17 protein-coding genes are annotated in these 18,830 nt (G+C 49.5%); 13 read left to right on the forward strand and 4 right to left on the reverse strand.

Annotated features, from left to right (window positions below; genetic code table 11):
* The first annotated feature begins 3 nt into the window (after positions 1-3).
* The 6 genes from B7990_RS06490 to B7990_RS06515 are packed head-to-tail and all read left to right on the forward strand — an operon-like array spanning position 4 to position 6,277.
* Positions 4-477, forward strand: a complete 474-nt coding sequence (locus tag B7990_RS06490; protein ID WP_088640192.1) for an NADH-quinone oxidoreductase subunit I — start codon at positions 4-6, stop codon at positions 475-477.
* A complete protein-coding gene (locus B7990_RS06495) occupies positions 477-1,049 on the forward strand; it encodes an NADH-quinone oxidoreductase subunit J (protein WP_088640193.1) in 573 nt (190 codons plus the stop codon). The genes B7990_RS06490 and B7990_RS06495 overlap by 1 nt, the downstream gene beginning before the upstream one ends.
* The gene (gene nuoK, locus B7990_RS06500; RefSeq protein ID WP_014546971.1) at positions 1,046-1,351 is read left to right on the forward strand and encodes an NADH-quinone oxidoreductase subunit NuoK; all 306 of its coding nucleotides are present in this window, start codon (positions 1,046-1,048) and stop codon (positions 1,349-1,351) included. The genes B7990_RS06495 and nuoK overlap by 4 nt, the downstream gene beginning before the upstream one ends.
* Complete coding sequence (nuoL, locus tag B7990_RS06505; RefSeq protein ID WP_088640194.1) at positions 1,344-3,299, forward strand: NADH-quinone oxidoreductase subunit L; 1,956 nt, start codon at positions 1,344-1,346, stop codon at positions 3,297-3,299. Before nuoK ends, nuoL begins: the two co-directional genes overlap by 8 nt.
* A gap of 9 nt (positions 3,300-3,308) precedes the next feature.
* Positions 3,309-4,823, forward strand: a complete 1,515-nt coding sequence (locus B7990_RS06510) for a NuoM family protein (RefSeq protein WP_088640195.1) — start codon at positions 3,309-3,311, stop codon at positions 4,821-4,823.
* 11 nt (positions 4,824-4,834) lie between these two features.
* Positions 4,835-6,277 carry an NADH-quinone oxidoreductase subunit N gene (locus B7990_RS06515; RefSeq protein WP_088640196.1) on the forward strand — a complete coding sequence of 481 codons (1,443 nt, stop codon included), beginning with the start codon at positions 4,835-4,837 and terminating at the stop codon, positions 6,275-6,277.
* Positions 6,278-6,512: 235 nt separating this feature from the next.
* On the opposite strand, the gene B7990_RS06520 is transcribed toward B7990_RS06515, so the two are convergent.
* Together B7990_RS06520 and B7990_RS06525 are read right to left on the reverse strand one after the other, a co-directional pair.
* Entirely contained in the window at positions 6,513-8,306 is a 1,794-nt protein-coding gene (locus B7990_RS06520) for a fibrobacter succinogenes major paralogous domain-containing protein (RefSeq protein WP_088640197.1), read from the reverse strand.
* Between the two features lie 157 nt (positions 8,307-8,463).
* Positions 8,464-8,667: a type II toxin-antitoxin system Phd/YefM family antitoxin gene (locus B7990_RS06525; protein ID WP_254794303.1), complete on the reverse strand. Its 204-nt coding sequence runs from the start codon at positions 8,665-8,667 to the stop codon at positions 8,464-8,466.
* Positions 8,668-8,771: 104 nt separating this feature from the next.
* On the opposite strand from B7990_RS06525, the gene xseA reads away from it, so the two are divergent.
* Positions 8,772-10,070, forward strand: coding sequence for an exodeoxyribonuclease VII large subunit (gene xseA / locus B7990_RS06530; protein ID WP_088640198.1), 1,299 nt, complete (start codon positions 8,772-8,774; stop codon positions 10,068-10,070).
* Between the two features lie 4 nt (positions 10,071-10,074).
* On the opposite strand, the gene B7990_RS06535 is transcribed toward xseA, so the two are convergent.
* Positions 10,075-10,491 (reverse strand): type I restriction enzyme HsdR N-terminal domain-containing protein, encoded by a 417-nt coding sequence (locus tag B7990_RS06535; RefSeq protein WP_088640199.1) that lies wholly within the window; start codon positions 10,489-10,491, stop codon positions 10,075-10,077.
* A 146-nt stretch (positions 10,492-10,637) separates the two neighbouring features.
* Between B7990_RS06535 and B7990_RS06540 the strand changes: the two genes are divergently transcribed.
* The 4 genes from B7990_RS06540 to B7990_RS06555 all read left to right on the forward strand — a co-directional run bounded on the left by B7990_RS06540 (position 10,638) and on the right by B7990_RS06555 (position 16,047).
* Entirely contained in the window at positions 10,638-12,050 is a 1,413-nt protein-coding gene (locus B7990_RS06540) for a GGDEF domain-containing protein (protein ID WP_088640200.1), read from the forward strand.
* Positions 12,051-13,469, forward strand: a complete 1,419-nt coding sequence (locus B7990_RS06545) for a sensor domain-containing diguanylate cyclase (protein ID WP_088640201.1) — start codon at positions 12,051-12,053, stop codon at positions 13,467-13,469.
* 410 nt (positions 13,470-13,879) lie between these two features.
* Positions 13,880-15,181 carry a pyridoxal phosphate-dependent aminotransferase gene (locus tag B7990_RS06550; RefSeq protein ID WP_088640202.1) on the forward strand — a complete coding sequence of 434 codons (1,302 nt, stop codon included), beginning with the start codon at positions 13,880-13,882 and terminating at the stop codon, positions 15,179-15,181.
* Between the two features lie 119 nt (positions 15,182-15,300).
* Entirely contained in the window at positions 15,301-16,047 is a 747-nt protein-coding gene (locus tag B7990_RS06555) for a hypothetical protein (RefSeq protein WP_088640203.1), read from the forward strand.
* Between the two features lie 72 nt (positions 16,048-16,119).
* Here B7990_RS06555 and B7990_RS06560 read toward each other — a convergent pair whose 3' ends face one another.
* Complete coding sequence (locus B7990_RS06560; RefSeq protein WP_088640204.1) at positions 16,120-16,926, reverse strand: exodeoxyribonuclease III; 807 nt, start codon at positions 16,924-16,926, stop codon at positions 16,120-16,122.
* 193 nt (positions 16,927-17,119) lie between these two features.
* Here B7990_RS06560 and B7990_RS06565 point away from each other — a divergent pair, with 193 nt between their 5' ends.
* Both B7990_RS06565 and B7990_RS06570 read left to right on the forward strand, forming a co-directional pair.
* Complete coding sequence (locus B7990_RS06565; protein WP_254917368.1) at positions 17,120-17,704, forward strand: hypothetical protein; 585 nt, start codon at positions 17,120-17,122, stop codon at positions 17,702-17,704.
* A 99-nt stretch (positions 17,705-17,803) separates the two neighbouring features.
* Positions 17,804-18,691: an MBL fold metallo-hydrolase gene (locus B7990_RS06570; RefSeq protein WP_254917369.1), complete on the forward strand. Its 888-nt coding sequence runs from the start codon at positions 17,804-17,806 to the stop codon at positions 18,689-18,691.
* Positions 18,692-18,830 lie beyond the last annotated feature (139 nt).

Genomic DNA, 18,830 nt, shown 5'->3' on the forward strand with positions numbered 1-18,830 from the left:
TTTATGCAAGAAAAGATTTCAACATTACAATATATCAAGCGCTACTTGAAGCGTTGCATTACGGGTCCGTGGAGCCTTATTTGCGGATTGTCCGTGACGCTCAAGTATTTTTTCAATCCTAAGCGCATCGTTACGGAACAGTACCCCGAAAACAGGAAGACGCTCAAAATGCACGACCGCTACCGCGGCCGCCTCGAGATGATCGAAGATGCAGATGGCAACAACCACTGCACTGCTTGCGGCATGTGCGAACGCGCCTGCCCGAACGCCTCCATCAACGTGCTTGCCACAAAGAACATTGCGGGCAAGAAAGTTCTCGGACGTTACGTGTACCACTTCGCGAGTTGCACCCAGTGCGGCCTCTGCGTGGAAGCCTGCCCGTTTGGAGCCATCCAGATGAGCCCCGCTTTCGAAGTCGCGACAACCGACCCCAACGATCTCGAAATGATTTTAAATAAGAAGGAGGGACAAGGTTAATGTTCCCGGATTTGCCTTTATCTTTCCCGATGGGTGGCATGGACATTGCGTTCTATGTCGTCGCATTCGTGATTTTAATGACGGCGGTTTGTTGCGTTGCCGTCAAAAACATCTTGCAAAGCGCAGTGTTCCTCATCTTTAGCTTTGTCACGACAGCCATCCTCTACATGCTCATGCACGCAGAATTCATTGCGCTTGCCCAGGTGATGGTTTACGTGGGCGGTGTCGTGATTTTCGTGGTGTTTACAATTCTTCTCACAAGCCATTTGGGAGAAGACGCATTCTCAACAAAGATGCCGCGAATTTTCACGGCGTTCGTACTCTCCATCGCGTTTGTATTCGTGATGGTCAAGTGCGTTTTGCCGACTCCAGACTTGGCAAGTGGCATCGTGAACTCCCCCGCCGACTATTCTTCACTCCAGAACTTCGCCTTGCGCTTACTCGGCAATGATCCGAACGGATTCATCATCCCGTTTGAAATCGTGAGCGTACTCCTCTTGATGACGCTCATTTGCGCTATCACGGTCGCCCGCCGCACCAAGGAAGATGCCGAAGAGGAGGCTAGCAAATGAACCTTTTGAATTGCTTGATTCTCGCATTTTTGCTGTTCGGGATTGGCGTCTGGGGCCTGATGCGCCGCCGCCATCTCATTGGCATGCTCATTTCCATTGAGCTCATGCTGAATGCCGCAAACATCAACTTTATCAGTTTCGCCTACTTCACCGCACACGATGCGACCGCAGGCGCTCTGTTCAGTATCTTTGTCATTGCCGTGACGGCTTGCGAAATGGCCATCGCCCTTGCGATTATCGTGACCATGTACCGCCGCCATAAGAGTCTTGACGTTGACCAGTTGAGGGACCTCCATGATTGATGATATCACTCTCGGCTATTTGATTCTATTATTCCCGCTCATCACGTTCGTCGTGAACGGGCTCTTCCTCGGAAACAAGTGCGCAAAAGCGGCCGCGATTTTCGCAGTCCTCTGCAACGGCCTTGCATTTGCCGCCGCAGGCACACTCGCCTTCCACTACTTCAGCTCGGACTTTGCTCCGCAAAAGGCGATTCTCTTTGACCACACGTTTATCCCGTTCATCGGGGATTTGGTCGCAAGAATCGGCATGCTCGTAGACCCGCTCTCCGTAATGATGCTTGTGGTCGTCACGTTCATCAGCTTCATGGTGAACATCTACAGCATCGGCTACATGCGCGAAGACCGCGCCGCCGGGCGTTTCTTTGCACTGCTCTCGCTGTTCAGCTTTAGCATGCTCGGCCTCGTCGTCGCGACAAACCTTTTCCAGATGTTCATCTTCTGGGAACTCGTTGGCGTTTCGAGTTACTTGCTCATCGGTTTCTGGTACCACAAGCCAAGTGCCGTGAGCGCATCCAAGCAGGCGTTCATCCTCACCCGCTTTGCCGACAGTTTTTTCTTGCTCGGCATCGTGCTCGTGAGCTACGTCGTCGGAAGCTTCGACTTTTCGACGCTCAATTCGCTTAGCCTCATTGATTTCCAGAAAGACTTCATCAACCTCGGTCTCGTGACTGTTTCGAAATCCGAAGCACTCGTTCTCGGTTCCATCTTGATTTTCACCGGTGGCTGGGGCAAGTCCGCCATGTTCCCGATGCATATCTGGCTTCCGAACGCGATGGAAGGTCCGACACCGGTCAGCTCTATCATTCACAGTGCAACGATGGTCGTCGCAGGCGTTTACTTGGTCGCTCGACTCTTCCCGTTCTTTGCCATTTGCGATAACGCCCTCACGCTCATCATGTGGGTTGGCGCCTTCACGATGGTATTCGCCGCCGTCATCGCTTGCACGCAAAAGGACATCAAGCGCATCCTCGCCTACTCCACGCTTTCGCAGCTCGGCTACATGATGTTTGCGCTTGGCGCTTGCAAGATTGGCCAAGTTGTCGCCGTTACTGGTTGGACAGCTTCGACATTCCACATCTTTACGCACGCCTTCTTCAAGTGCAGCTTGTTCCTCATCGCCGGTAGCTTGATTCATCAGGTCGGCACGAACGATCTCGATGCAATGGGCGGTCTCGGAAAGAAGATGAAGCTCACTTACGCCTGCACACTCATTTCGATTCTCGCGATTTCGGGCATTCCGCCATTCTCCGGATTCTTCTCCAAGGACGAAATCATTCTTGCCGCATTCCAAGGGCACCATTACGTTGTCTTTGGGCTAGCACTCCTCACGAGCGGTCTCACGACATTCTACATGTTCCGTCTGTTCTTCCTGGCGTTCCATGGCGCTCCGCGTCACGAAGGCGTCAAGGCAGGCCATGTGCACGAAGATTTCGCGATGACACTCCCGATTGCAATCCTTGCGATTCCGGCACTTGCAAGCGGTTTCGCCGCCCAGCCTCTTTTCGAACAGTTCTTTATTCCGGGCCAGTTGAATGTTCCGCAGCTCGTCAAGCTCGACCATGCTGAATGGCTCCCGTTTGTCGCCGTCGGCATTGCCGTTGTCGCACTCGTGATTGCCTGGTTACTTTACGCAAGCCCGTGGGCAAAAGTGAAACGCGCCCTCGACGAATCCAACCGCAGCGGCATCTACAAAGTCATTTACCACAAGTTCTATTTCGATGAAATGTACTACGCCGTCGTCCGCCAGTTTATCTTTGGCGGTATCGCACGTGTCGCCCGCGCATTCAACGATTACGTGATTGAAGGACTCCTCGCCTTTACGGTCTGGTTTGTCCACAAGCTCGGTGACTTGGTCCGTTTTGCCCAGGCCGGCTACTTGCCGTTCTACTTGGGTACTTTGATTGTTGGCGTTCTCCTTTGGCGATTCTTCGGCCAGCTTCCCCTGTAAGGCGCACCCATGAATACAATACTTTTTAACTCCATTTGGGTCCTCCCCCTCTTAACGGTTCTCGCCTGCGTACTGATTCCCGCCACGTACGAAAAGACGCTTAGAACCATCCATGTCACGTCGGCAACGATTGTCCTTGCAATTGTCTGCTACTTGACTTACGCTATCTATGCCCTCTCGGGAACTCCGACAGATCCGGCTGCCGCACCGCTTGCGCTCCGATTCTTCACAGACATCCCGTGGCTCTCGATGTTCAATGCCCACTACATTGTTGGCGCTGACGGTCTCAACATGCTATTGCTTGCACTCACGGCGTTTATCGTCTGGGCAGGTGTGCTTGTAAGCCTCAAGATCAAAGGGAATCAGAAGATTTTCTTTGCACTTATCCAGCTCTTGGCCACAAGCGTTTACGGCGTGTACATGAGCTTTGACTTGGTGCTTTTCTTTGTGTTCTACGAAATGGAAGCACTCTGCATGTACCTCATGATTGCCTGCTACGGCAGTGGCAAGCGCGACTATGGTGGTAAAAAGCTCACATTGACGCTCGCGTTCGGTTCTTCGATGATTCTTGCAACGCTCTTCGGACTTTACTTCGAAAGTGGCGCTACAAGCTGGAACCTCATTGAAATTGCAAAGACGACACTTCCGATGAATTTCCAGATGTGGGCGTTCCCGCTCATGTTCATGGGATTTGCCGTTTCGAGTTCGCTCTTCCCGTTCCACTTTTGGAGTCCGGACGGTCACTCCGCCGCACCGACCGCCGTTTCGATGCTCGCTGCCGGCGTCATGATGAAAATGGGTGCCTACGGATGCCTCCGCGTTGCCATGTTCCTCATGCCCGAAGCCGCCAAGATTTGGCTCCCGTACGTTGTAGCGCTCCTGATTTTCAACGTGGTTCTCGGCCCGTTCATCGCCATCCGCCACAAGGACCTCAAGTATATCACCGCTTACAGTTCCATCAGCCACTTGGGCCTCATCTTCTTAGGACTTGCAGCCATGACGCCGATTGGACTTCGTGGCGCTAGCCTCCAGATGATTTCTCACGGATTCTTGACTGGGCTTTTCTTCGCGACCATCGGCATGATTTACGAACGCACCCACACCCGTGACATCACGGAAATGGGCGGTATCATGCGCAAGATGCCGTTCCTCGGCGTAGGCTTTGTGCTTGCCGGTTTCGCAGGGCTTGGTCTCCCGGGCTTTAGCGGATTCATCGCCGAAAGCACCATTTTCATTGGCGCGTTCCAGCAAGATTCCACGCTCACGCGCATCGTGACGATTCTCGCGATTCTCTCCATCACGACGACCGCCGTCTACATTTTGCAAACAGCGAACCGCATGCTTCATGGTCCGCTCCCGCAGAAATACGAAAGCCTCACCGATGGATGCTTCCGCGAAAAGTTGGTCATTGTCGTTCTCGTTGCCTGCTTGTTGTTCATCGGTGTTTGCCCCGGCTGGATTTCAGAACTCCTGGACCAGAGCATTGCACCAATCTTTGAAAAGATTTCATCGGCAGGTTTATAGTAGGTTTAATTATGACAAATTTTGCAATTCCAAACTTCATTCTACCTGACGTTTTGCTGCTGATTTTCCCGTTCGTCGTGATTGGGATTCGCCTTTTCGTGACCACGCAATCCAAGGTCCCTTGGCGCATGGCAAACATCGGCTTTATCGCCATTTTCTTCTTGCTGAACGTCATCCCGCTCGCCAGCGGCAACGGCAAGTTCTTTATCTGCAACTGGAAAGTGGACGACTTTGGCGTACTCATGCGCGAAGTGCTCATGGTGAGCGCTCTGCTTGGCATGTGGCTTTCCAAGGACTACTTTGAACACGGCGCCGACAAGAAGCCTCCCATGCACCAGATTGCCGAATTCATCGGCGCCATCGCATTTGCAACGTTCGGTGGATTCACGGTCGTGAGCGCTTGCGACTTGCTCACGTTCTTCCTCGGCCTCGAAATTGCAACCATCCCGATGTACGCACTCGCCGCCTGGAACAAACGCGACCAATACGGCTCTGAAGCCGCTACCAAGTACATCTTGATGGGATCTGTCGCCACAGCATTTGAACTGTTTGGCTTCAGCTACCTCTACGGTTTCTCCGGAAGCCTCCACTTCAACGAAATCCAGACCGCTGTCGCAAGCGGTTCTAGCCCGCTCTTGTGGATTGCCGTGCTGTTCCTCTTCTGCGGAATCGGATTCAAGCTCACGCTGTTTCCGTTCTACACCTGGGCTCCGGACGTTTACGAAGGCGCTCCGACGCCAGTAACCGCAGTGCTATCCGTGACTTCGAAGGCCACAGCCATTGCGTTCCTCGTCGTGCTCGTCTATGGCCCGCTCTCCCCGATTCAAGACAAGATAGCACCGCTCATTGCGCTCCTCGCAGGCGTCACGCTCTTTGTCGGTAACCTCGGTGCATTAAAGCAGAGCCGTCTCCGCCGATTCATGGCTTACAGCTCTATCGCTCAGGCAGGCTACATCATGATTGCCTTGCTCGGCCCAGCAACAACAGCAAAGACAGCAATCATCTATTACCTCTTTGTCTATGCCGTTTCGAACTACCTCGCATTCTTCGTATTCGGCATCATCGGGCATCACCGCGAAGAAACATTCCAGTCGCTCCGCGGACTTTCAAAGCAAAACCCGAGCCTCGCCATCGCCCTTGCGATTTCAATGTTCAGCTTGGCAGGCATTCCGCCTCTCGCCGGCTTCTTTGGCAAATTCCACCTGTTCTTCAGCGGAGCCTCGACAGGACATTACGCACTCGTGGCATTCGCCGTCTTGAACAACGTCATTGCGCTCTTCTACTACTTGCAGCTCATCAAGGCTGCATGGGTCGATGAACCGGACGGACATTTGAACCCGCTCCGCCTCACCAAGCGCCAGCGCGAAGTCATCATTTTGCTGAGCATCGCGGTAATCCTCCTCGGCTTTGTACCGTTCCTGAGCAACAACATCTTTGCCGGATTTATGAATTAAACAAGGGGAAACGCCTTGATTCTCCTAACGGAGAATGACATTACAATTTCGCCTCCGACTAAGTCGGAGGCGTTTTTTCGTTCTATAAAAAATACCCGAGGTCTTTGGAGTAGATCTCGGGTGAGATTTTTAGCGCTGCATTCGCCTCTGTGCTAGTGGACTCCTACGGAGTCCCTCGCTGTTCGGCTCAGCAATGCAGAAATGCGAGCATTTCTGCGCTGCATTCGCCTCCATGCTAGTCCTGCAAGCAACGTACAGAGTAGGCATAGTCCTTATTGAAGTTGCCCAAATTCGCTTTGTCGCGGCTGCTACCCAGGGACACTACATAAGCGTAGTTTTCGCCCTCGTCCCACTGCGTGGTTCCCCAAAAGCCGCAGCTGCCGCCAGCATTAGCGAAGGTAAAATTGACATACTTAAAGCCAGCAGGGAGCGCCGAAAAACCGTATGCATCCTCGTTCTCGATGTCATCGACTGCATTCCAAAGAGTCTGAGCCTTGAGTTTTTGGCCCGCCGTGGCGCTCCCGCCCACAGCGTCGATCAGGGTTTCCCATTCCGCTTGGCTCGGCACGTGCCAGCCGTCCGGACAAGCACCCTGAACATAGCCCGAGCCAAGGTCGCATTTGAAACGGCCGCACTCGCGCTTGTCCACAGCAGCTTGCCAGGTATACAGGCGACCGTAGGTGTCGCAGTCTGCTCCCTCATAATCAGGACTTTTGGCACTGCCACCGCACCAGCTGTCTTCAATTTCATAGTTCAGGTTTTCAGCCATCCAGATCTGTTCGCCGATTTTCACCTTCTTGTAGACGCGTTCCACAACATCGCCTCGCTTTGCACAGAACTGCGTTCCACGGTCATATTCACTTTCACCGCAAGTAAATTTCTGTAATTCGTTTTCTACGCATTCAAACTTCATCGGATTGTAATCCTTGCCATCGCATAGGTCATACACAACCTTAGCATAACAGAACTGAGCATCCATGTCATAGAGACTATCTTCGCAATCTTCAGAATTGCATTCCGAAGGGCACAACTTCAGTCGTTTTCCGTCCTTACAGATGACATCGCTAGGATTATAGGCCTTTCCGCCACACAGTTCAAGGACAGCAAAGACTCCTTCTTTTTCATTGAAATTGCAGAAGTGGGTTTCCGGATCAAAAGGCTCGTTGTTGCACGTTGCCTTGTAGAACTTTTCAATCTGGACATTCTCACCCTTGCCGCACTCAAGCGTAACCACACCAGCCTTGTCGCCAACAACCCTGCAAGCATCGTCACTGGCATCTTTTCCATTTGTGCCGTCCTTGATGACGACCGGTTCGGATTTGCCACAGGTTATTTCAACGCCGCCTTCGACTGACTTGGTCGAGCAGCTTTCGCCCGCAGGTCCGGTAACGCTTTCGCCGTCTTTTCCATTCGTGATCGTAACAGTTTTATCACCACAAGTCAAATCGTAACCGTTCTTTTGTTCATTGACTTTGATGGAGCAACTTGAACCCTGTGCGCCCGCCAGCGAAGCAAGCCACTCGGCTTCAGTTCCCTTGAAGCCGTTCTCCTTTGCGATTTCGTATGCAGACTTGCCGTTCGAGCCGTTGGTTCCGTTTTTGCCATCGGCTCCTTTAGCACCGTCCTTACCATTCAAAAGAGTCCCGACCTTTTTGCCACCGCATAGCACGTCATATCCAGAACCGTCTTTCAGAGGCTCTACGGTACAGGATGTTCCATCTACCCCATTCTTACCGTCTTTGCCGTCTGAACCATCTTTACCATTCTTGCCGTCAGAGTCCTTGACATCAGAGAGACTCACTTTTTTCCAGACACTGTCGGAACAGAAGTAAATAGCATCGGAACTATCGACATAAACCATGCGGCCTTTGTTCTTGGAATTGCAATCGCCCAGGTCTTTAAACGATGCAACCGTATTTAAATCGGCATTTGTAAGTTGGTCAAGTTCTTCACCGCAAGCGGTCAAAAGAGCCGTTGCAGATAATGTACCTGCAAGCGCAATAAGCATCTTTTGGGTTCTTGTATTCATGTTATTGATCCTTTAGGTTAAACTCATATGTGCAGAAAGTAATAAAAGTAAGCTTTTTGTAAGCATAAAAACACCACAAACAAAATATAGGCTATACGAAAGAAATTGTCAAGGATTTTGACAACAAAATTATATGAAGGTCAGGCGAAAATCCGGCCTAAAATTCGTTCCAGATGTCGTTGGGGAGTTTGCCAATGTCGCGGAAATCAAGCTTGCCGCTTGTGGCAGAATTCATGCTCACGAGACGTGCCAAGGGCTTGCCAGCGCGTTCAATGACGATTTCTTCGTCCTTGATAGCGACCTGGTTCAAGAGCGTCCCAAAATTCTGACGCATATCCATTGCTGAAACAACTTTCGACACGGGGAGTCCTTTTTATACCAATTTAATTATTATTATAATTAACGTCAAAGGAGATTCCCGCTCGGAGGCGGGAATGACAAAGCAAAAGGTGGCGCCCCCAATAAATGGATCAAGAAGTTCGCACATTTTCGGTCACGCAGTACATGCGTTCGCTCAAGAACACCGTAGAAGCAACACCTGCGGTTTGGGTGCACGGGGTCATTTCGCAAATTGCGGAAAAACCGTCGGGCGTTTATCTGAGCATTGCGGACTTTGCCGATGGTGACGTGAAACCGAAGGCGACCCTCGCCCTTTACTGCTACACCGCCAAATACGATGCGATTCTTGCCAAGATTTCTAGCCTTTCGCAGCCGTTTACGCTCAAGCACGACTTGAAAGTCAATTTTCTCGTGCGCGCGGAACTGTACATCCCATACGGCAAGTTGCAAGCGCAAATTCTGGACATCGACCCGGTTTATACGATTGGCGAACTTGCACTGACCAAAAGCGCCATCCTGAAGCGCCTTGCGATGGATGGCCTGCTCGAAAAGAACAAGCAGCTCGAACTTGCCGAAGTGCCGCTCCGCGTGGGGCTTATCACAGGCGAGAATACCGCAGCGTACAAGGACTTTACCACGCGACTTGAAGCGTCTCCGTTCGCATTCGAAGTCACGACCGTCTACGCGCGGATGCAAGGGAACGAAACCGAAGGGAGCATCATCGCTGCACTGGAACAGCTCCAGAGCGATTCAAATTTAGACGTTGTCTGCATCGTGCGCGGAGGCGGCGCCAAGACGGACTTGAACTTCTTTGATAGCGAAGCGCTTTGCCGCGCGGTCGCAAACTACCCCACCCCCGTCTTTACGGGAATCGGACACGAAATCGACCGCTGCCTTTTGGACGAAGTCGCCTACCTCTCGTGCATCACGCCCACAGACTGCGCCAAACGCCTCGTGGAACGCGTCACAGACAGCTGGAACCGCATGACAGAGGCGATGGCAAGCATTGCCGATGGCGCCCGCGATTTGCTCACCGAAAGCAACAAGCAACTCGGCACGATGGGAAACCAGCTCCAGCAAAAAGTTTTCGGATTCATCCAGAACGAAAAATCGAAGCACGTCCTTATTGCGGCATCCATCAAGAAGGACTCCGCATTTTATATAAAATCCGAGCACGAGCGCCTCGACCGCAACCGTGAAGGTTTAAAGCAAGGTTCCCGCAAGATTCTCGACCTCGCAAAATCTCAGTTCGAACTTGTAAACGAGAAAGTCAAAAACGCAGACCCCAAGACGACTCTAGCCAAGGGCTACTCGCTCACGCTAGATGCAAACGGCAAATTTATCCGCAAGGCAAGCCAGCTCAAGAGCGGCGACACCATCAAGACACGCCTCGCCGACGGGGACGTTTTGTCTGTGGTAAAGTAACACTCTAACCAAACATTGGCAAACTTTCGATTTTCTTGAAACGGCGCGTCACGGGATCCAGCTCAAAATAGCGCACAGCATCGCCAAGCGCAAGCATCACGTAGTTCGGCGTCAAAATCTGCAAGTACTTGTTCAGTTGCTGTTGCAACACGGGCCAAGTGTATTCGCCCGGAGCCTTGCACTCCACCAGGAGCCACGGCTTTGCTAGAGGCGCCCCCGCCCGAAAATTGTGCACCATGATATCCACGCGATCTGCCGTCTTCGCATCAATCGACGAAAGCGGGAATTCCACCGCAATCAAGTGTTCCGGCACCTTCACCACATCAATCAAATAACGCACCGTCGCCTGACGGACATGTTCTTCGGGCGTTGCAGGGACTTCTTTTTTGCGAATCGGGTCAAATAGCGTATCGTGAGTCATTGGCGTGAATATAAAAAAATCACAGAATCATGAAGGGAAAGACACTACTTCAAACAAATCATTCAAAAAATGTAAAATCAAACAAGCCGAATCAATTTATTCATACTATTTTTATAGAGGCTTTTTTGGTCAAAGAAGGAGCAATCATGGATTTACAGGAATACGTTGATCAATTCGATTCGATGACCTGCATCATGTCCGTTGAGAAAAAGCCCAACGGCTATGGCAAAATGCGCATTGAAGTCGGGAACAAGGCTTATATCGACTCCTTCAAGAGAAATAACGACAATCTTATAGATATGCCATTCGGCAACAAGTTCGTGCCAGGCCAGGAATACACAAAATACATTCCCAAGGACCTGAACTTCGAAAATTTTATTTACAGCAGCGCCATCCTCAAAAAGCCGATGCACGCATACATCCACTCAGAAAGGTTCAATGCCTGGTTCAACATCTTCAGCCTGCCAATCGATTTTGAAGACCCGTTCAAATGCTACTGTACCTACACACAAGAACTCTCAACCGACATCAATACGAATTCTTTGCAGAGCCTTTCAGCAAAGACAATCTCTGACGTGCTAAAGACCTGCATCAAGCTCCGCAGCACAAAGAACTTCCTCAAGACCATGGATGAAGTGATCGCGGACATCCGCAACATATGCAAAGCAAACTTCTGTTGCATCATGCTGACGGATTTCAAGGCTCGCAAATGCTCTTTACTCAGCGAAAATGCCGCTCCCGAAATAGGCAAGCATACGCTTATGGACTTCCTGAACGACGAATTCATCAACTACGCCAAATCTTGGCTAGACATCATCAATGGAAGCTCCTGCCTGATTATCAGAGACGAAAAAGAAATGGAATATATCAAGGAGCACAGTCCCAGCTGGTACGAATCCCTTAAATCAGCCGGCATCCAGAAAATCGCCTTATTCCCGCTCAGGTACAACGACGAGACCATAGGTTTTATCTGGGCCACCAATTTCGCTCTCGAAGAAACAGACCATATCAAGGAAACACTTGAGCTTTCTACATACTTCATCGCCTCGGAGATTGCAAACTACAAATTGCTCCAAAGGCTTGAAACGCTAAGTTCCACAGACCTCTTGACTGGCGTAAGAAATCGCAACGCGATGAACAACCGCGTAATCCAAATTGCGTCTGGACGCGAACGAATGCCGACCTCCTACGGAATAATCTTTGCAGACCTGAACAGCCTCAAGGCTGTAAACGACAGAATCGGCCACAACGCCGGAGACAAGCTTCTGGTGGACGCCGCCGAAATTCTTCAGACAACATTCAGTGGAAGTAGCATTTACCGCGCCGGCGGCGACGAGTTCCTGATTATCGACTTGGAAACGCCCAAAGAAGTCCTAAGCAGCAAAGTAGAAGCACTACGAGAGAAGTCGGACAATACGAACAATATCAGCTTTGCCATTGGTTTTTACTATGAAGAAAAAGGCGGCGATATTCGTGTGGCCATGCGTGAAGCCGATTCCCGCATGTACGAAGACAAAAAAGCTTTTTATGATAGACACCCTGAATGCAGGAATCGCTAAATGATGGACTTGCAGGAATTTGTAAATAAATTTCATACGATGACAAGTATTTTGTCAGTCGAAAAGCGCGATGACGACAAAATTGGAACCATACGCATCGAAGCCGCGAACAACCTGTATATTCACGCCATGGAAAAAGTCGACAAAGACGGAAATGTCGTCTTTAAGGAAAAATTCATCCCTGGCAGTAGTTACGAACGTTACATGAAGAAGGAACTCAACTTCGAAAACTTCTGCTACGAATGCGCCATCAAGAAAAAGCCCGTTCACGCATACATCCGTCCCGAGTACTATAATTTCAGCATAAACTTGTACATGATGCCGCTCAACATCAATGATCCAAAAAAGGCATATTGCAGCTACTCGCAAGAGATTTCTTTCGAAGAAAATATTGAAGCCATGTCCAATATTTCGGCGACAACATCTTCCAATGTTTTACAGGCCTGCATCAAGCTACGCGGAGCCGCAGATCTGCAAAAGACGATGGACGAAGTCATCGAGGACATCCGCCAAATTTGTGACGCCAGCTACTGTTGCGTATTGCTCACGGACTTCAATGAGCACACTTGGTCTGTATTTAGCGACGCTCTGAAAAAAGATTCAAGCATACACTCCATTCGTGAACTGAAGGACCAGGACTTTGTTGAATTCGCAAAATCCTGGATAGACACGCTTGCCGGTAGCAATTGCCTGATGATCAAGAACCAATACGATCTTGAAGTCATCCATAAAGCAAACCCGACATGGTACGAATCGCTCACGGGAGCAAATGTCAAGAGTCTTGTTCTTTTGCCCTTGGAATACAACGGCACGACGATCGGCTTTATCTGGGTTGCAAATTTCAACACGTCAAATACACTGATCATTAGGGAAACGCTTGAACTTACTGCATTCTTTGTCGCTTCAGAAATAGCAAACTACCAATTGCTAGGAAAACTCGAAACACTCAGCCGTATAGACCTCTTGACTGGCGCCATGAACCGTAATTCCATGAACAACAAGGTTACACAGTTCATGAACGGAGAAGTGCAGTTCAAGTCTCTAGGCGTCATCTTTGCAGACTTGAACGGTCTCAAATCAACAAACGACAATCAGGGGCACGATGCCGGCGACAAGCTATTGAAAGATGCAGCCCAGATTTTAAGAAGCTATTTCAGCGACTGCGAACTTTACCGCGCCGGCGGCGACGAGTTCTTGGTCATTGCCCTAGACAAGCCAAAGAAGGATCTTGAAGACAAAGTCAACAGGATCCGCGAGGAATCGATGATCCCAGGCAAGGTCAGTTTTGCCATCGGACTCTACTATTGCGAAAACGGGGAAAGCATCTGTACAGCCATGCATAAAGCAGACGGACTCATGTACGAAGACAAGAAGCGTTACTACGACCGGTTTCCCGCCAACAGAAGGCGATTTTTATAAAGCCTCAAAACGCTCTTGACATTTGCATTAAGCGGAACTATATTTTTGCACATGATTATCTTTGGACAGAACACCATCGCAGCGAAAGCGATTGCAGCAAGCCCGGCAGCAGCCCGAGCTATTATGGGGCTGTCCAAAGAAACCAAGATCTGTAAAGCATAACGCGAAAAACTCAGATTAAAAGTTTCAAGGGCAGCCCCGCAAACGGCTGTCTTTTTTTATACCCTAAACTTTTATACCCAAAAAATTAACCATAAAACAAGGAATCGAAAATTCTTACCTAATAATGCTCTGGATCCTTAGCCCTTTACAGGGTTCAGGATGACGCAGGCATAACATTACAGAATGAATATTATTCTATAATTACGCAGTAAAAAAGTGAATTTTCGATACCGCTATAGGAGTCTAAAATGCGTAGAAGATTGTTGAGCGAAGGTGCTAAGGAACTTTCTTACGAAATCCGCGAGATCGTGAAGAAGGCGAACCAGCTCAAGGCACTCGGCTTGCCAATCCATTGGGAAAACATCGGTGACCCGATTGAAAAGAAATGTCAAGTTCCCGACTGGATCAAGGACATTGTCGTTGACCTCGTCCGCACGAACCGCAGCTACGGCTATTGCCCGTCCAAGGGTATGCTCGAAACGCGCGAATTCTTGGTGAAAGAGAACAACAAGCTCGGCGGCGCACAGATCAACGTCGAAGATATCGTTTTCTTCAATGGTCTCGGTGATGCTATTGCCACCATTTATAGCCTTCTGTCGATGAACACCCGTATCATCGGACCGGCACCGGCATACTCTACGCATAGTTCAGCCGAAGCCGCCCACGCCCACACGGCTCCTATCACTTACCGTCTGCAGCCGGAAAACCACTGGTACCCGGACCTCGAAGAACTCGAGAACAAGGTGAAGTACAACCCGAGCATCGCGGGCATCTTGATTCTGAACCCGGACAATCCGACCGGCATGGTCTACCCGCTCGAAATCCTCCAGAAGATGGTCGATATCGCCAAGCGCTACGGCCTGTTCATCATCTGCGACGAAATCTACAACAAGATTACGTACAATGGCGCCCATGCTTATGCGCTCGCCGAATACATCGGTGACGTTCCGGGCATTGCACTCAAGGGCATTTCCAAGGAATACCCGTGGCCGGGCGCTCGTTGCGGCTGGGCTGAATACTACAACCGCGACAAGGACGAACAGTTCGACGCCTTCTGCCGCGCTATCGACAATGCAAAGATGGTGGAAGTCTGCTCGACAACGCTCCCGCAAATGACGATTCCGCGCGTTCTCGGCGATCCGCGTTTCATGGAACACCGCAAGGCGTTGAACGAAAAGATCGGTCGCAGGAGCGCCATCATCAACGAAATCCTCTCCGACATTCCGGAGCTGTATTTCAACCCGACTTACGGCGCATTCTACAACACCATCATCTTCCGCGAAGGGACCCTCAACAATCACCAGACGCTGAAGATCGACAATCCGATTATCAAGAAGAAAGTCGAAGAATGGTGCAGCAAGACGACGAATCTCGACTACCGCTTCGTGTACTACCTCCTAGGCGCAAAGGGCATCTGCGTTGTGCCGAGCACGAGCTTCTGCACGGACCTCAAGGGCTTCCGCGTGACGCTTTTGGAAGAAGACGAAGACGAACTCCGCAGCGTGTTCACCACGATTCACGACGCAATCATCGAATACCTGCATAGTTAGTCGTTGGTTATTGGTCATTAGTCATTGGTCAATAGTTTTTAGTTGCTAGAGTCCTGACACACAAAGTGTCAGGATTTTTATTTTGTATATTATATAAAAACAAATAAAAGAATGAATGTATGATCAAAAAATTAATCATCGGTTTTGCTTTATTAGCAACTTTGTCTCATGCGTCATGGGACAACCTTCCCATTCAAAAAGAAGGCTCTATCCAAATTGCTGGTCAAATTAGCTACATGACTATGGATCCAGTTTCAGGTCCGATGCTTGCTGCGGGCGCTCGTTTTTCACCGCTTAGCTGGCTTGAGCTTTCTGCAATTGTACCATTTGGAATCTTCAGCACCGACAGTACCCATAAAGAAATTGACGAATCCAACCTATTCGGTATTATGAATTCACAAATCGGTTTGAAATTTCAGCTTTCAACGGGATTCAGCCTCTATGTAGACGGCTACCTGCCAGGCACAAACTATTTAAAACAAGGTAATTTTGCTGTCGATTTGGGCATGCAGCATTCAAACATTTTCACAAGCGTTATATGGTCCAAGTATATTGGCATCATGCTGGGCGACGAATGGATCAATGAATACCTCCACTTTGGTACCGAAATCGACATCTTGTTCAAAAGCTTTACAATTTACACAGCCCTCGAAATCATCAAGGGGAAAGAAGCCCCCTACAACAGTTCCACCGAAATCACTTCCACTAATTTCGGTGTTATCTTTGATATAGGAGCGAAGATCGAGCTTTCTGACAATGTGACTCTGGATGCATCCATAGAGATTACAGGAGGCAACCGACACAAACCTAAAGAAATCGACGAACCGACGGCATTTAGCATATCTCTTTTCTACAACTTCGATTAAGAATAATATTTCTATAAAAGAACTCCCGGCATGTCAAATGTCGGGAGTTTCTTAATTAAGTTAATTTAACTGTTAAATGTCGTCTGATTTCTTTATTGGAATCGGAAGGAACGGCGGCTCGAGTTCCAGGCAGATCGGGCAATGGTCAGAACCCTTCACATCGCTCAAAATTTCGGAACTTACCACATTCGGCATGAGCGCGGCATCGACAAAGCCATAGTCCAAACGCCAACCCACATTCCTTTCACGGGCACCAAAACGGTTCGACCACCAGGAATAGGCATCGCGGGTGTCCGGGTGCAATGTACGGAACGTATCGACAAAGCCGTTTTCAACGTACTTGTCCATCCAGGCACGTTCAATCGGCAAGAAACCGCTCACGTTCTCGTTTTCCTTCGGGCGGGCAATATCGATTTCCTTGTGGCAGGTATTGTAGTCACCGACAGTCACCACATGCTTGCCATCGCGCAACCACTGCTTGGAATTTTCAAGGAACGCGTCGTAGAAGCGGAGCTTGTAGTCCAAGCGATCATCGCCCTGGCCGCCATTCGGGAAATAAATGCAGTTGAGCACCCAGTCCGGGAACACCAGCTGGAGCACACGGCCTTCTTCATCGAATTCCTCGATGTCAAAGCCATAATTGACCGCATCCGGTTCAATCTTTGAATACACGGCCACACCACTGTAACCCTTCTTGCGCTTGCAAGCGTTCCAGTAGGTATAATAGCCTTCACGGCTTGCCACTTCAGCAACCTGGCTTTTTTCGGCGCGGACTTCCTGAAGGCAAAGCACATCGGGATCGGTCGCAGTGAACCAATCTTCAAAGCCTTTTTTCAGTACGGAACGAATACCGTTGACGTTCCAGCTGTAGATCTTCATTTTGACCCCAATCTCAATTTTACAGCCAAAGATAGAATATTTTTTGAATATCCAAAGGGTACTAAGCCTCCTACCCGGCCAAAAAGTTTATAAATGTTTACAAAATCGCATTTTTGTACAGAAAAACACACCTATTTTATTCATTTTCAAAAAAAATTTCACAAATATGTCTAATAATCTTATATTTGAAAGCATGAAGAATAATATCTTGTTGTCCTCTTGCTTTCTTGCAATTTCGTTCTTAGCCGGTTGTGCAGGTTCTTCTGCACAAAAAGGTGAAGAACTCGTTATCCCAACCGATCTCCCGCCTATTTGCCGCGACATCGACTTTGTCGCAAATCCCGACATGCGTGAAGTTTGTGGGGTCCGCAAGGCTAGCCGTCACAACATCGCCTATAAGAACATCCCGCAACAGCGCTATCTGATCAAGCCTTCTGAAACATCGATTGTAAAAACGAACGGCAAGCTCGAACTCCGTTTCCAGAACTCCCTCCCGATCAACCTTGAAGGGCCGATCACGCATGAACTCGAATTCGGCCTGGATAAGCGTCTTGAAAAGATCAAGAACACTTACGATTACCACGAAATTACAAATAAGGGATCTGAAAGACTCCGCATTTTCAAAATGGGGATTCCAACCGATAAGGGAAACAAGTACGACTACTGCTTCCGCATCCCAGAAAAAAAGGGAAATGACAGAACCCGAAGCAAGGCAATGGGTGTAAACATCGAGACCATGTCCTGCACAGAATTCGATAGAATCATCGCAAACCGATAAAAACAAATCGAACAAGTTTTTAGCAGCTCTTAAGGGGCTGCTTTTTTTAGTGTCATTTTTTTGATTCTCTTTTTTGCTAAATTATCGAACGGTAAAAAAGTGAACGAAAATAAGTACATACACAACGCACTGCGGCAGATCCACGTCGATACGCCGTGCTCGCCCATTTCTGGATTTTCCATTTCGGGACTTGCGACGTACATCCAAATTCCAGAGCTGGATTTTTGCATTGACATGGGCGAATGCCCGCTCTCAGCGATTCCACTGAACCACGTGTTCCTGACACATGCGCACGGCGACCACGCGCGTTGCCTGATGCGTCACCACAGTTTGCGCAAGATGATGGGCGTAGAACGCGACAGCGTTTATTACATGCCCGAATGCGTAAGCGAAAACGCAAAGGCTTGGATCAAGGCAGAAGCTTTGTTCGAAGGCGTTGGCGAATCGAAATTCCGTTACCCGGAAATTGAACCGGTCACCGCAGGCGAATTGCAATTTTTGAGATACCGCAAGGACCTTGCGCTCGAAGCGTTCGAAGTCAAGCACTCCATCCCGGCGATGGGCGGTACGCTCTACTTTTACAAGAAGAAGCTCAAGGAAGAATTCCTGGGAAAGACGCCGACTGAAATCATCGAACTCCGCAAGAACGGGGTCGAAATCACGCGCGAAGTTTATGAGCCGCTCGTGAGCTTTATGGGCGATTGTCTTGGCGAAAGCCTGCTCGACAACAGCCGCGTTTTCCAGTCGAAGGTGCTGATTACAGAATGCACGTTCCTCGACGATGGCGAAGAAGCGATGAGCAAAAAGAAGGGCCACAGCCACTTGAAAGATATCGTGCATGCACTCAACGAACTCGACGACGAAATCAAGTGCGAGAAAATCATCCTGAGCCACTTCTCGATGAAGTATTCCGAAAGGCACATCCGCGAGATGCTTGACAAGGCAATCCCAGACAAGTTCAAGGAGAGGATCGTAGCGTTCGTTTAGTAGACGGTAGGAAGTAGGAAGAAAAATGCACGGACAAACCGCAGAACAAGAAGCGCAAACAGTGTCATCCTGAGCCCGTTCGACAAGCTCAGGGTAAACTCCGTCGAAGGATCCAGTAAAGTTTAATAGGAACAAAAAC

The organism is Fibrobacter sp. UWB4 (assembly GCF_002210345.1).
In the GTDB taxonomy this organism is placed as follows: Bacteria; Fibrobacterota; Fibrobacteria; order Fibrobacterales; family Fibrobacteraceae; genus Fibrobacter.